Annotated in this window: 14 protein-coding genes; 13 read left to right on the top strand and 1 reads right to left on the bottom strand. The window is 49.7% G+C overall.

Annotated features, from left to right (window positions below):
* The first annotated feature begins 30 nt into the window (after positions 1-30).
* The 13 genes from RQP52_RS10145 (at position 31) to RQP52_RS10085 (ending at position 11,814) form a co-directional block, all read left to right on the top strand.
* Entirely contained in the window at positions 31-888 is an 858-nt protein-coding gene (locus RQP52_RS10145; RefSeq protein ID WP_315951232.1) for a DegV family protein, read from the top strand.
* On the top strand, positions 889-2,937 hold the full coding sequence (recG, locus tag RQP52_RS10140; protein ID WP_315951230.1) for an ATP-dependent DNA helicase RecG: 2,049 nt from the start codon (positions 889-891) through the stop codon (positions 2,935-2,937).
* A gap of 236 nt (positions 2,938-3,173) precedes the next feature.
* Positions 3,174-4,487, top strand: a complete 1,314-nt coding sequence (locus RQP52_RS10135) for an alpha-L-fucosidase (protein ID WP_315951229.1) — start codon at positions 3,174-3,176, stop codon at positions 4,485-4,487.
* Between the two features lie 118 nt (positions 4,488-4,605).
* Complete coding sequence (locus tag RQP52_RS10130) at positions 4,606-4,842, top strand: DUF1294 domain-containing protein (protein WP_315951227.1); 237 nt, start codon at positions 4,606-4,608, stop codon at positions 4,840-4,842.
* Positions 4,843-4,902: 60 nt separating this feature from the next.
* Positions 4,903-5,190 carry a stage VI sporulation protein F gene (locus RQP52_RS10125; RefSeq protein WP_315951225.1) on the top strand — a complete coding sequence of 96 codons (288 nt, stop codon included), beginning with the start codon at positions 4,903-4,905 and terminating at the stop codon, positions 5,188-5,190.
* A 147-nt stretch (positions 5,191-5,337) separates the two neighbouring features.
* Positions 5,338-5,709, top strand: coding sequence for a hypothetical protein (locus RQP52_RS10120; protein WP_127452234.1), 372 nt, complete (start codon positions 5,338-5,340; stop codon positions 5,707-5,709).
* Positions 5,706-6,974 carry a DNA polymerase IV gene (locus RQP52_RS10115; RefSeq protein WP_315951224.1) on the top strand — a complete coding sequence of 423 codons (1,269 nt, stop codon included), beginning with the start codon at positions 5,706-5,708 and terminating at the stop codon, positions 6,972-6,974. Before RQP52_RS10120 ends, RQP52_RS10115 begins: the two co-directional genes overlap by 4 nt.
* Entirely contained in the window at positions 6,971-7,468 is a 498-nt protein-coding gene (locus RQP52_RS10110) for a hypothetical protein (RefSeq protein ID WP_315951222.1), read from the top strand. Before RQP52_RS10115 ends, RQP52_RS10110 begins: the two co-directional genes overlap by 4 nt.
* Before the next feature lie 184 nt (positions 7,469-7,652).
* Positions 7,653-8,333, top strand: a complete 681-nt coding sequence (locus RQP52_RS10105; RefSeq protein WP_315951220.1) for an SOS response-associated peptidase — start codon at positions 7,653-7,655, stop codon at positions 8,331-8,333.
* 27 nt (positions 8,334-8,360) lie between these two features.
* Complete coding sequence (locus RQP52_RS10100) at positions 8,361-9,524, top strand: metallophosphoesterase (protein ID WP_315951218.1); 1,164 nt, start codon at positions 8,361-8,363, stop codon at positions 9,522-9,524.
* 6 nt (positions 9,525-9,530) lie between these two features.
* Positions 9,531-10,082 carry a hypothetical protein gene (locus RQP52_RS10095; RefSeq protein ID WP_315951216.1) on the top strand — a complete coding sequence of 184 codons (552 nt, stop codon included), beginning with the start codon at positions 9,531-9,533 and terminating at the stop codon, positions 10,080-10,082.
* A 5-nt stretch (positions 10,083-10,087) separates the two neighbouring features.
* Positions 10,088-11,131, top strand: a complete 1,044-nt coding sequence (locus RQP52_RS10090) for a CobW family GTP-binding protein (RefSeq protein WP_315951214.1) — start codon at positions 10,088-10,090, stop codon at positions 11,129-11,131.
* Positions 11,132-11,352: 221 nt separating this feature from the next.
* Positions 11,353-11,814 (top strand): Fur family transcriptional regulator, encoded by a 462-nt coding sequence (locus RQP52_RS10085; protein ID WP_315951211.1) that lies wholly within the window; start codon positions 11,353-11,355, stop codon positions 11,812-11,814.
* 176 nt (positions 11,815-11,990) lie between these two features.
* Here RQP52_RS10085 and RQP52_RS10080 read toward each other — a convergent pair whose 3' ends face one another.
* Positions 11,991-13,031, bottom strand: coding sequence for a polysaccharide deacetylase family protein (locus RQP52_RS10080; RefSeq protein WP_315951210.1), 1,041 nt, complete (start codon positions 13,029-13,031; stop codon positions 11,991-11,993).
* Positions 13,032-13,108 lie beyond the last annotated feature (77 nt).

Genomic DNA, 13,108 nt, shown 5'->3' with positions numbered 1-13,108 from the left:
GATTAAATTCGGGAAATGGAGTGAGCCCTGTTGACACAGATTCGTATTGTAACGGACAGCACGGCCGACATACCTTTGGCTCTTAGACAAGAGCTTAACATTGAGATGGTGCCGCTTAAGATACATTTTGGAGATGAACAATTTTTGGATGCGGTGACGCTGCGATCCGAGGAGTTTTATCCTAAGCTGACCTCGTCACCTCATTTTCCTAGAACTTCACAACCGTCTCCTGCGGAGTTTCTAGGCTTATATCAGAGTTTGCTTGAAGAGCCGAATACGGAAATCATTTCCATTCATTTATCTTCTGCACTGAGCGGAACATACCAGTCGGCTTTGCTCGCTTCCACGATGTTGGAGGAGTCTACCGGCAAGGTTCATGTGGTTGATTCCCGCTCCGCATCCTATGGGATCGGCGCCCTTGTTGTCGCTGCAGCGAAAGCCGCTCAAGCCGGGCAAAGTGCAGCTGAAATCATAGAGCTGGTACAAACGATTAGAGAGAACTTTTACATATATTTTCTCGTAGATACACTTGAATTTCTGCAAAAAGGCGGAAGAATCGGCAAAGCGTCGGCATTATTCGGTTCTTTGCTGAATATTAAGCCTATTCTCTCGATAGATGGTGAGGGAGAAGTGGCGGCTATTGATAAGGTTCGGGGGCAAAAGAAAGCGATCGCGCGCATTCTGGAGCTGCTCGCAGCGGATGTGCCGAATCGCCGCATTCCGTCTCTACACATTGCTCATGCGAACAATTTGGAAGGCGCTGAGCTGTTGCGTGAAGTCATTATGCAGCAATTCGAGGTGCAGCATGTGGACTATATTACACTGGGGCCTGTCATTGGCGCACACGCTGGACCCGGTACGATCGCTGCGTTCGTCAGTGCGGTGTAAGTGATGGATTTAAATCAAGTTGTCGTACGCGAAGTCCATGGAGTCGGCGCTCAAAAAGCACTTGAGCTGAACGCCATGGGCATTTTTACGGTTATGGATTTACTGGAGTATGTGCCATTCCGGTATGAGGATTACACCGTGCGCGATATCGCCAGCGTGAAAGACGGCGACCGTGTCACCGTGAAGGGGTATATCATCGGGGAGCCGGTACTGCAGCGCTACAGCGGCAAATCGCGACTCTCCTGCAAGGTGATGGTCGACGACTTTCTCCTGACGGCGGTGTGGTTCAACCGCCACTTTTTGAAAGACCGCTTGCGCCCGCAGCAGGAGATTATCCTGACCGGCAAATGGGATGGCAAGCGGAGGCAAATGAGCGTGTCCGATTCCGAGTTCCCCGGACAAGGCGATTCGAATACCGGCACCATTCAGCCGGTTTATTCGGTTGCAGGCTCGATTACGCAAAAGTGGATGCGTAAAGCGATTCAGCAGGCGCTGACGCAGTACAGCGCCATGGTCAGTGAAGTACTGCCGGGGGGAATTACCGGTAGGTACGGGTTTATGCCGCGCAGCAAGGCGCTGGCTGTCATCCACACGCCGAGCGGTGTGGAGGAAGGCAAGCAGGCGCGCAGGCGCATGGTGTATGAGGAGCTGTTCCTGTTCCAGCTCAAGCTGCAGGCTTACCGCGCCGTGACGCGAAGCCGCGCGGACGGGGTGAAGCAGCAGGTCGACCTGCCTGCTGTACGCGCCTTCGTGCGCGCGCTGCCCTTCCAGCTGACGGAGTCGCAGAAGAAGGTCGTGGGCGAGATCCTGCACGATATGCAGGAGCCGTACAGCATGAACCGGCTGCTGCAAGGCGATGTCGGTGCAGGGAAGACGATCGTCGCGGCCATAGGCCTCTACGCGACGGTCAAGGCCGGCTACCAAGGTGCGCTGATGGTGCCGACAGAGATCCTGGCGGAGCAGCATAAGCGCTCGCTGGACCGCTTGTTCGAGCCCTACGGGCTGCAGGTTGCGCTGCTGACAGGCAGCTCGACGGACCGTCAACGGCGGGATCTGCTCGCCTCCTTGCAGATGGGCATGATTAACGTGCTGGTCGGGACGCACGCGCTCATTCAAGAGGACGTCTACTTCCGTCAGCTGGGACTGGTCGTGACGGACGAGCAGCACCGTTTCGGGGTGAACCAGCGCAGCATATTGCGGCGCAAGGGGATGAACCCCGACGTGCTGACGATGACGGCGACGCCGATTCCGCGAACGCTGGCGATTACCGCATTCGGCGACATGGATGTGTCGACGCTGAGGGAGCTGCCCAAAGGGCGTAAGCCGATCAAGACGTATGCCGTCCAGCACGCTATGTTGGAGCGTGTGCTGGGCTTTATCCAGCGTGAGGTGGCGGCCGGCCGGCAGGCGTATGTGATTTGTCCGCTCATCGAAGAGTCGGACAAGCTGGACGTGCAGAATGCCATCGACGTCCATATTCAGCTGCAGCAGCATTTTCCGCATATGCAGATCGGCCTGCTGCACGGGCGTATGAGCGCGCAGGAGAAGGAAGCGATCATGCGCGCATTCAAGGAAGGGACCGTGGAGACGCTGGTGTCGACCACGGTCATCGAGGTTGGCGTGGACGTGCCTAACGCCACGCTGATGGTCATCTACGACGCCGACCGCTTCGGCCTGTCGCAGCTGCATCAGCTGCGCGGGCGGGTGGGACGCGGCGAGCACCAGTCCTTCTGCGTGCTCATCGCCGACCCGAAAACGGAGGTCGGCAAGGAACGCATGAAGGCGATGACCGAAACGTCCGACGGCTTCGAGATTGCCAGGCGCGATCTGGAGCTGCGCGGGCCGGGGGACTTCTTTGGCACGAAGCAGAGCGGGCTGCCGGAGTTCCGCATCGCCGACATGATGGCGGACTTCGAAGTGATGGAGCAGGCGCGTGATGACGCTGCTGAGCTCGTCGGCGATTCATCCTTCTGGACAGGCGCTTCCTTCATCCCTCTGAGAGCATACTTGGAGCGTGCCCATATTTTTGATAGTGAAGTGCTGGATTAATCTTTTGGAAGCTTATCTATGAACAAAAAGCTAGGATAGACTGAGGATAATTGTCAGTCATGATCCTAGCTTTTTTTTGCAGGCAGAATGTTAATTATATCCTAACAGAGGTTAGTTTCGTACCTGTCCATTGCCCATCAGTCTTAGTAGAATAAACCTAATGGGCTTAGTGGGCTCACCGCTCGAAAGAGGGCCTTGGGAGCGCCTAGCATTTTAATAGCGAAAGGTGTGTAGAAATGACAAATCCGATTATTCAAGAACGAACAGAGCGCACGCAGTGGTTTTTGCAGGATCGATTCGGTATGTTCATTCACTGGGGGTTGTATGCGATTCCAGCTAGAGGAGAATGGGTTCGCAATGCCGAGCGCATTTCGGTAGAGGACTATCAACCGTATTTTGATGAATTCGACCCTGTTCGCTACGATCCTAAAGCGTGGGCGCGCGCAGCCAAGCAAGCAGGTATGAAATATGCGGTATTGACGGCAAAACATCATGATGGTTTTTGCTTGTTTGATAGCGCTCTCACGGAATATAAATCAACGAACACCAAAGCCGGGCGAGATTTAGTGCTGGAATTTATTGAAGCATTTCGGGCGGAAGGCTTGAAGGTCGGGCTCTATTATTCATTAATCGATTGGTATCATGAGGATTATCCGGCCTATGGAGATCGCCACCATCCGATGCGGGGTAACGAGAGCTATGCCAGAAATCCAGAGACGTTCGACAGATATTTGCAATATATGCACGGGCAAGTCAAAGAGCTGCTCACGAATTATGGCAAGCTGGACATCATGTGGTTCGATTTCTCCTATGATCAGATGAAGGGGGAGACCTGGAAAGCAACAGAACTGATGGCGATGATTCGGTCTCTGCAGCCGCACGTCATTGTAGATAACCGTCTGGACGCAAGCGGCGAGGAAGGCGGGAGCATTTTTACGAACAATCCGCTCAGCTATTCAGGCGACTTTGCTTCACCGGAACAAATCATTCCACCGCAAGGTGTGACGGATTATGAGGGCAACCCTATTCCATGGGAAGCTTGTATTACGCTAAATAATAACTGGGGCTACGCAGCTCAGGATTTCCAATATAAATCCCCGACTACCGTCATTCGGAAGCTGGTAGAGTGCGTCAGCAAAAACGGTAATTTGCTCTTGAATGTCGGTCCTAATGCGCTCGGCGAGATTCCGCAGGAGTCATTGGACATTTTGTCGGAAATTGGCGATTGGATTCAGAAAAATGGGAACAGCATTTACGGCTGTGGGCAAGCCGATTGGCCGAAACCGGAATGGGGCAGGTACACGCAAAAGGGCAATCTGCTGTACGCCCACTTGTTCGAAGAAAGTGTAGGTCCCATCAACTTGAACGGTTTGGCGGGGAAAGTGAAGAAAGCCAGACTGCTGTCGGACGGTTCCGAAGTCTTCTTAAGCCGCCCTTGGAATGCTGCGCAGTATCCGGATGATGCGTTCATTAGTTTCGGTAGACCGGAGCACTCGAGCTACCCGCTGCCGGATAAGAGGGCGACCGTTGTGGAGCTTACGCTGCTGTAACTTTTAAAATTAACATTTGACCACGCCCCCATTCGATTTTAAGATAATAGTAGTTCTATTATTATTTTGGAAGCGAAGGTGCCATCATTTGACTTATTTTCTTGTATATTTACTGCTGATGAATATCGTTACTTTCATAGAGATGGGGCACGACAAGGGGCAGGCCAAAAAAGGCGGGCGCAGAGTCCCGGAGAAGCGGCTGTTTATGTTCGCTGCACTTGGCGGCGGGATTGGCGGTTGGCTCGGCATGCGGGTTTGGCGGCATAAGACGAAGCATACCTCATTCGTTATCGGGATGCCTCTGCTTGTTGCGCTAAATTGTATATGTGTTATTTTGATCGCCATTTATATGTAGTCAAGATTATGTTCGTTTCCACATATGTATAAAGCATGACGGGACATCGGAGGTACGAACATGAGTTATCAGCTATATGGCATCGATCCTGCGTTGATTGAGCGAGTCAAGTTCAAATTAAGAAACCCGGCGATCAAGGAACGCCTCATCATGCTGCTGCAAAGCGTTACGAAGGCTGATTTGCAAAATCGTATGAAGGTCACGAAGCTCATCGGGATTGCCTCCGGCATTCTCGGCGAGAATCTGACCAACTTCCAAGCGAATCAGATTTTGGAGTTCATTCTTTCTCAAAAAATCGATCCTTCGAACACGTTTCACTTGATCAAACTGTGGTCCATGTTTCGATAAGCTATTCCCAAAATGCCGCCTGCAAGGTCTAAGCGACCTGGTCAGGTGGTATTTTTTTACTTTTCAAAAAAACCACTTGCATAACGAATACGTGTTCGGTATATAATAAGTAACACGAATATATGTTCGCATATGGTGGTGGAAAATATGAGTGTTCATGCAAGAATTGAGACAGAAGAGGATGTTCAAATTATTAAGGAATATACGCTGCTGCCCATTTTGCTCGATATGTTGGCAAGGGATATGGAGGAACTCAAGGTTTATAAGGATAAAATTGTATACAATCATATTCTTTTTTACCTCAGAGAGGTGGAGACAGCCATTTATCCTCAATTACAAAGCATTAAGAGCGTTATGAAGAAAAGAGATATTAAAGTCATTCATACCGAAATGAATGCGTTGGGTATTAATGTCGAGTACAAAGTCCGAGGCTACATCCATCACTTCACGATGCTTCGCAGCTTGGTTAAAGCAGAACTGATGACTACGCTGATGAATATGCGGGGGGGATTGCGGTGAGCAAAGGAAAGGAACGGACGATATTTCTGGCGGATTGCCAGAGCTTCTACGCAAGTGTAGAGAAGGCGGATCATCCGGGGGTTAGGGATAAACCGGTTGCGGTCGCCGGTGACCCTGCTTTGCGTTCGGGCATCATTCTGGCTGCTTGTCCCATCGCCAAATCATTTGGCGTTTCCACGGCCGAGCGGCTGGGGGAGGCGCTTAAGAAATGTCCGGAGCTGGTCGTTATGCGTCCGCGCATGCAGCATTATATTGATGTTTCACTAATGATTACTAAAATATACGAAGAATTTACCGATCTTGTTGAGGTTTTCAGTATTGATGAGCAGTTTCTAGACATTACGGCAAGTTTGCCTGTTTTCGGAGACCCGGATACGATTGCGATGGCCATTCAGCGGAAGGTGCTGCAGCAAACGGGCGTGAAGGTCCGTATAGGGATTAGCTCGAATAAAATTCTGGCGAAGATCGCGACAGATATTTGGGCCAAAAAGAATGAGACCGGCATCTTCACGCTGCGCCCGCCCGCCGTTGAGGAGTACTTATGGGCGCAGCCAGTAAGTAAAATGTTTGGTGTCGGTTCAAGGATGACCGCGCATTTTGCCAGACTGGGCATGTATACGATCGGCGATGTGGCGAGAACGCCGCTGCCGCTGCTCAAGGACAAATTCCGCGCACGGTTTGGCAAGCAATCCGACATTCATGCGGAAGTCATGTGGCGAACAGCGAATGGTTTGGATGATAGTCCGGTTACGCCCGGTACGTTCGATACGCCTCCGAAGTCTATAGGCCATATGATGACTCTCCCCAGGGACTACGCGGAATCTGCTGAGGTAGATACGATTCTGCTTGAGCTTACTGAAGAGGTGTGCCGTGATTGCCGGCGCAAGGGATATATGGCGTCCATTGTGACCGTTAGCTGCATGTGCAGCCCATTTGACGCTCCGACAGGCTTTTCACGTCAAATGAAGATGCCTGACCCGACGAATCATACTAGAACAGTTTTTCAAGCCGTTAAGAAGCTGTTCTACAAGTTTTGGGACACGATGCCCGTCCGCCGTGCCGGTGTGATGTTAAGCCAATTCGTTGACGATGATACGTATCAGCTTACGCTTTTTGAAGATCAGATTAAGGCGAGGGCACTTGAGAAAGTAACAGATAGCCTCAAGGACCGATTCGGCAACGCAGCGATTGTGCGGGCTTCCTCGCTCACGACAGCCGGTCAAGCACAGAACAGAGCGCTCAAAATCGGGGGGCACTATAAATGAGTAAGAAACTGGAAAAGAACGGTTTGTGGGAGTCCAGCAGGATGATGCTGCCTCAGCACCGGGAAGCGCTGCAACATTTGCGCAGCGACAAGGCTGCTCCGGCGAATCGTCCTACAGCGGAGGACATTGGCATTATGCGGGACTACGTGCTGCTGCCCTTGATGCACGGGATGATCAAAAGAAAGGCTGTTGAGATTGAAAGATCCGCTGAAACGCTTAGGCAGCTCTATTCACGCGCTGCCCACGCGCTGGCGGCGCAAATTCTAGCCGATATAAGTGAAACCAAATCGAAAATGATGCATAGAAGCATTCAAATGTTCGAAGAAGAGAAAAATGATCGAGCCATTCATTACCGCTATGTTTGCCGCGGGCACGAAGACGCGCTGATTATTGCGAAAGACTACATGCGGGCTGAAATGAGCGTGCGAACAGCCAGATATATTGATCACTTCGTCGCAAGTATGTACAAAAAAGGTGACGAACACAAAACGTAGTCCATGACGTACACAAAGAAGATATGACGCAACCGCCAGCCCGATGGAGAACCCTCCTCGGGCTGCGCGAATTGACGTGAGTATCTCTTTTTCACATAATGGAGAAGAGAGATTATGACGTTAAACAGGAAAGTAGGAAGCGAAGACTCTCGCTAGGAAATATGAAGGCAAAGGATGTGCGGCCATGTGCGGACGCTATACCATAACCGTAACGTTGGAGGAGCTGATGCTGCGGTATGATATTTATTACAAATATCCGGCGAGGTACAGCCCCAAATACAATGTGGCACCCGGACAGCAAGTCATGGCGATCGTTCACGACGGTGAGAAAAATAAGCTCGGCGAGCTGCGCTGGGGACTCGTTCCGGAATGGGAGAAGGACGAGAAGCTAGGTTATTCGATGCTGAATGCAAGGTCGGAGACACTTGCGGACAAGCCTGCGTTTCGCAAGCCCTTTGAGCGCAAACGCTGCTTAATTCCGGCAGATTCCTTCTACGACTGGAAGGGGACGGGAAAGCAGAAGCAGCCTATGCGAATCATGCTGCGCAGCAAAGAGATCTTTAGTATGGCAGGGCTATATGATACATGGACGTCTCCAGACGGCACTCGCATATCCACCTGCACGGTCATTACTACGGAAGCGAACGAATTGATGATGGATATTCATGAGCGTATGCCGGTCATTTTACCGCGGGAGGCAGAAGCGACTTGGCTGGACCGCAGCATAACGAACACGGATGCGCTGCGCCCGCTGCTGAAGCCATACCCGTCTGACGAGATGTATGCGTACCCCGTGTCCAGCCGGGTGGGCAATGTGCGCAATGATGATGAGTTATGCATAGAACCGATAAGCCTGCTGCTGTAGGCGGATGGAGAGAATGGGAGAGGTAAAATGAAAATACGCACGGTTCTAAGTATCACCCTTGTATTTGCCATTATTTTCGGGTTGAACGGTTACATCGGCTGGCACGTTCAGGTCTTTCTATCCAACCAATTGGGTTCTTGGTTTCATCCCGGCCTATATTGGGTTGTCTTCTGGATCGTTGCCTTGTCGTATCTATTAGCATGGGCTGGTTCCAAAGTTCTGCCTGCTGGGATGAAGATGATATTAAAAATTGTCGGTTCTTACTGGTTTGCCATGATGCAGTTCGGTTTCCTGCTGCTGCCGTTGACGGACTTGGTTGCGGGAGTGCTTCAACTGGCATCCGTCCCTGCTGCTACTTATACGCCTATCCTTGGATGGATAGATCTTGGGATTCTTATTCTGCTTATGGCGCGTGGTTCCTACAATGCACGTAGTCCAATTCTAAGGAAGTACGAGATTACGATTCCCAAAAAAGCAGGCGACTGGGAGCAGTTACGCATCGCTGTGGCTTCGGATATCCATTTGGGCTCCATTGTGGGCAATCGTCATTTGCGAAAGCTGGTGAAGCATGTCAATGGCTTAAAGCCGGATTTGATCCTTTTGCCAGGGGACGTTATTGATGATGATATTAGACCGTTTATCCGCTATGATATGGGTACGACGATGCGGGAACTGCAAGCTCCTCTTGGGATTTATGCCGTACTAGGCAATCATGAATACATTGGGGGGCATATTCCTGCCTTCATCGAACAGATGGACAAAATTGGTATTCGTGTACTCATGGACGAAACTGTTCATATCCAAGATCGGTTGTATCTCGTGGGCCGAAAAGACAAGGCGGCCGAACGAACGGCCGAGGGGCGAAAAGCACTTGCGTCCTTGCTAGACGGTTCTGACCTAGGCCAGCCTATTATTGTTATGGACCATCAGCCCTATCACCTGGATAAAGCGGAAGCTGCGGGCGCTGATGTCATGCTTTCAGGGCACACGCACAGGGGACAGATTAGTCCGAATTACCTCATCACAAGAAGGCTTTTTGAGCTGGATTGGGGGTACTTGAAGAAGGGGAATCTGCATGCCATCGTTTCCTCAGGCTTTGGTACGTGGGGGCCGCCGGTTCGTCTAGGGAGCCGTTCCGAAATTATTGAATTAGTCATCCATTTTAAAAGCAACGAGAGAAAAGAGGAATAGTCTACCATGCAAGATGCAGAAAAAAAACAAATCACACCCGCTGAACTAGCTGCAGCTATGCTGCAGTTTACGATGAAAAGCATCGAAAATAGCTGGGATACGATCAAGCCGGCAGTTGCTGCTTATTTGCAAGATCCGGTTTTAACACAAGATAAAGAAGATGAACTCATAAAAGAGATTTACATAGCCGCTTTGGCGCTAGAAATTTATTGCATTCCTCATGCCTTCGATGCAGAAATTGCTCGCTTGGTCAGTTCGGGAATGAAAGAAATGATGGCTTCAAGCAACTTGTCCGAGCATCGTTTATCTGAATCGATTAGTCAGTACTATTTGCCTCGCTTGTCAACCGTCGAACTATCCTCAACAGCGGATTTGGCTTTGGCGCTCGCTCAAGAGGCGGCAAGTATTTTATATGACCGCTTAGAGCTTCCACTAAAGCCGGTTGACCCGACGAACAGCTTGTTGTGGGTTAAGCTGTTTCCGTTTCTTGTCCAGCATGTAGGGAAATGGCCCATCTTATCTACAAACTTTGAAGTCATTCAAGAGCGGAGGCAGTAAAGGCGATGGCACAGAAAAGAGTTACGGTTTATATCTTATCCGGCTTCCTTGGGAGCGGGAAAACGACGTTATTGACGAAAACAATTGATCATTTTACCGAAGCGGGGCGAAAGCCGGCAGTCATTATGAATGAGATCGGTGAAGTGAACTTGGATGGGCAGCTGGTAGCAAATGAAGTGCCGATGTCCGAGCTGCTGGGCGGCTGTATCTGCTGCTCAAGCCGTGGCGATCTGGCAACAGCTCTTCATGAGCTAGTAACTGGCGAACAGCCTGACTTGATTTTCATAGAATCCACAGGAATCGCGAATCCCATGGAAATCATTGATGAAGTAACTGACGCTTCGCTTATCATTCCAGTGGAGCTCAAAGCCGTCATCACCGTTGTAGATGCTCCGCAATTGCTGGAGCTTAACCGGACAAGCAGGGGCAAAACATATCGCCTTATGAAGGAACAAATCCGATGCGCGAACTTGCTTCTTTTGAATAAGACAGATCTGCTCACGGGTACGGCGCTCGAGGAAGTGGATGCCCTTGTGCGGGAATGGAATCCATATGCCTCCATACATTTTACAGTCTTTAGTCAAATTGATATGAGACTCGTTGAAATGCTCGAAGAAGAGGGATACGCTGCAGCTCATTTGACGGCCGAGCTTGCTTCACATGATCATGAGTCAGACAGTCGCTCGTCACAAGAAGAGCATGAACATGCTCAAGAGCACGAGCACGGGAGCCACCATCATCATTCTCATAGCCATGTGATGGCATATACGCACTTTTTTGAACGCGCAGTAGATAGTAATGCTTTTGAAGAGTTTGTCAGTAAGCTTCCACAAGAGGTGTATCGTGCTAAAGGAATTCTGAGCTTCTCTGATACATCAAGCCGTTTCTTATTTCAGTATGCGTACAGGGAAATGGATTTCGTTAAAATTACGCCAAAAGGTGAAGTGCCCGATGTTGCGGTATTTATTGGGGAAAATTTCTCCAGAGATGCCGTTCGGGATGCCTTGCTGAAGCTGGAATCCATGTCTGATAATGAAGCCGAATCTTAAGTGCAGTTTGTAAAAAGAATCGAAAAGAATCCCGGCACGTAAAGCTGTGGGTTCTTTTTATTGTCTGTAAATACGCTATTAATAATAAATATTACTATTATGTGTTATAATGAGTGGGAGGCAAATTGGACTAGATTGTCGAAACATGGATGGTCAGCTACTTGACGTAGGATGCCAATTTGCTGCACTATGTTAGTAGAACAATTCTTGACAGAGGGGTAATGCAAGTGGGCACTCATACACATACGATTGACGAGATGCTGAAGGCCATGGCTCAGCAGGGCTGGAGAATTACAGAGCAGCGCAGGAGTTTGGCAACATTATTTGCGGAATCTGGAAGTTATTTATCGCCGAAAGACGTTTATGAATACATGAAAATCAAATATCCTGGTGTCAGTTTCGATACCGTGTATCGTAATCTTCGATTGTTGAGTGAGATGGGCGTGTTGGAACAGTTTCATTTGGCTGATGGGTTGAAATTTAAAGCGAGCTGCTTATCACACCATCATCATCATATGATCTGTGTGGGCTGTGAGAAGACGGTGACGTTCGAATTTTGCCCGATGAAGCTAGTTCAGGATTTGCCGGAGAGCTTTGAAATTCAAAGTCATCGGTTTGAGATATTTGGCTATTGCTCAGAATGCAAGTCGTCGGCAGCCGCTGCTGCACCAATAGAACATTAAAAAAGTCATGGAACTCTTCGTTCCATGACTTTTTTTGGGCGGAAAGAACAGTCGAGAGCGCACCTTAGGGGTGCGTTTGTTCGTAGATAAGAAATATAAGTTTTTAACTTTTGCTTCGCTCTACCTTGACAAACGCGCTCGTCCTGAATGGACGACGAAGTCGTTTATCCTTGGGTTTATTTGTTTTTGGTCACGTGAAGCAGTTCAGGTACAGTGACAAAGGTATAGCCGGCTGCTTTGAGTTTCGTGATTAACGGTCCGATAGCCTGGACAGTCCCCGATAAATCCTGAGTATCAGCTCCACCGGAGTGCTGCAGAATGATGGAACCAGGTTTCGTTTGCTGCATAATATTGTTCAGCACCTGCTCCGAGTTCAGCGATTTCCAATCTAGGGAATCGACATTCCAATTCACGATCAAATAATGGTGGTCAGCGACCCATCTGACCTGCTCTTCATTAATTGCTCCGTAGGGTGGACGGATAAGCCTAGGCGCATAGCCAATTAAGCCTTGCAGGACATTTTCCGTGTTCATAATCTGGTTTTGGAATTTGTCCACCGACAATTTCGGTAGATTCGCGTGGCTGTATGAGTGATTGCCAATGACGTGGCCCTCACGAACAATTCGTCTAACGATATCAGGGTGGCTACTAGCCTGTGAGCCGAGCACGAAAAAGGTTGCTTTTACCTGGTTGGCCTTAAGAGCATCAAGCACCTTGGGTGTAAACCGCGTGTCAGGTCCATCATCGAAGGTTAGCGCGACCTTCTTCTCCTGGCTGGAACCGCGCAGCTTGAAAGTGTCCGGATATTTGACTACGAGTTGCGAAAGCGTAAGTTTTTTCTGTGAAATTCGAACTTGACCTGAATTTTTTTGAACGGGAACGGATGGCTTCTTAGAACTGGACCCTTCCGTATGGGCGGCTTTCTTCGGGTTTGTTCTAGGCGACGGGCTAGGTGTAACAGCCGTTGGTGCAGATTTAGGTGATACGGTAGCCTGAGGTGTTGTCGTCGGCGTTAATGTTTCTATGTTCTTTGGGCTCGGCAAAGGTTCAAAATCAAAAACGCTGTCATCGAGACTGGATTTTATTGTTGCTTCTTGCTCATTGACATGTGCATTTTGCGTTGAGCGCTGATCATGATATGGCTTGCTTTTAGGCACACCGCACCCAGCAGCTAGCAGGAAAACGATGGCAGCGGAGCACACCAACTTTGTGGTCATGGCAATCCCTCCGAGCATTATGATATGCTCTAGCTTTTGTAATGAAGGGACAGCCTATCCTGTGAAATAAAGGAATA

Origin of the sequence: Paenibacillus violae (assembly GCF_032461945.1) — a bacterium.
Lineage (GTDB): Bacteria > Bacillota > Bacilli > Paenibacillales > NBRC-103111 > Paenibacillus_E > Paenibacillus_E violae.
Note: the sequence above shows the minus strand (reverse complement) of the source record. Positions and strands in the feature narration are given on the sequence as shown.

What these genes read in the sequence shown, in the direction of transcription:
- RQP52_RS10135 (WP_315951229.1), top strand. Translation starts at nt 3,174, where the DNA reads ATGACAAATCCGATTATTCAAGAACGAACAGAGCGCACGCAGTGGTTT.
- RQP52_RS10130 (WP_315951227.1), top strand. Translation starts at nt 4,606, where the DNA reads ATGAATATCGTTACTTTCATAGAGATGGGGCACGACAAGGGGCAGGCC.
- RQP52_RS10125 (WP_315951225.1), top strand. Translation starts at nt 4,903, where the DNA reads ATGAGTTATCAGCTATATGGCATCGATCCTGCGTTGATTGAGCGAGTC.
- RQP52_RS10120 (WP_127452234.1), top strand. Translation starts at nt 5,338, where the DNA reads ATGAGTGTTCATGCAAGAATTGAGACAGAAGAGGATGTTCAAATTATT.
- RQP52_RS10110 (WP_315951222.1), top strand. Translation starts at nt 6,971, where the DNA reads ATGAGTAAGAAACTGGAAAAGAACGGTTTGTGGGAGTCCAGCAGGATG.
- RQP52_RS10105 (WP_315951220.1), top strand. Translation starts at nt 7,653, where the DNA reads ATGTGCGGACGCTATACCATAACCGTAACGTTGGAGGAGCTGATGCTG.
- RQP52_RS10100 (WP_315951218.1), top strand. Translation starts at nt 8,361, where the DNA reads ATGAAAATACGCACGGTTCTAAGTATCACCCTTGTATTTGCCATTATT.
- RQP52_RS10095 (WP_315951216.1), top strand. Translation starts at nt 9,531, where the DNA reads ATGCAAGATGCAGAAAAAAAACAAATCACACCCGCTGAACTAGCTGCA.
- RQP52_RS10090 (WP_315951214.1), top strand. Translation starts at nt 10,088, where the DNA reads ATGGCACAGAAAAGAGTTACGGTTTATATCTTATCCGGCTTCCTTGGG.
- RQP52_RS10085 (WP_315951211.1), top strand. Translation starts at nt 11,353, where the DNA reads ATGCAAGTGGGCACTCATACACATACGATTGACGAGATGCTGAAGGCC.
- RQP52_RS10080 (WP_315951210.1), bottom strand. Translation starts at nt 13,031, where the DNA reads ATGACCACAAAGTTGGTGTGCTCCGCTGCCATCGTTTTCCTGCTAGCT.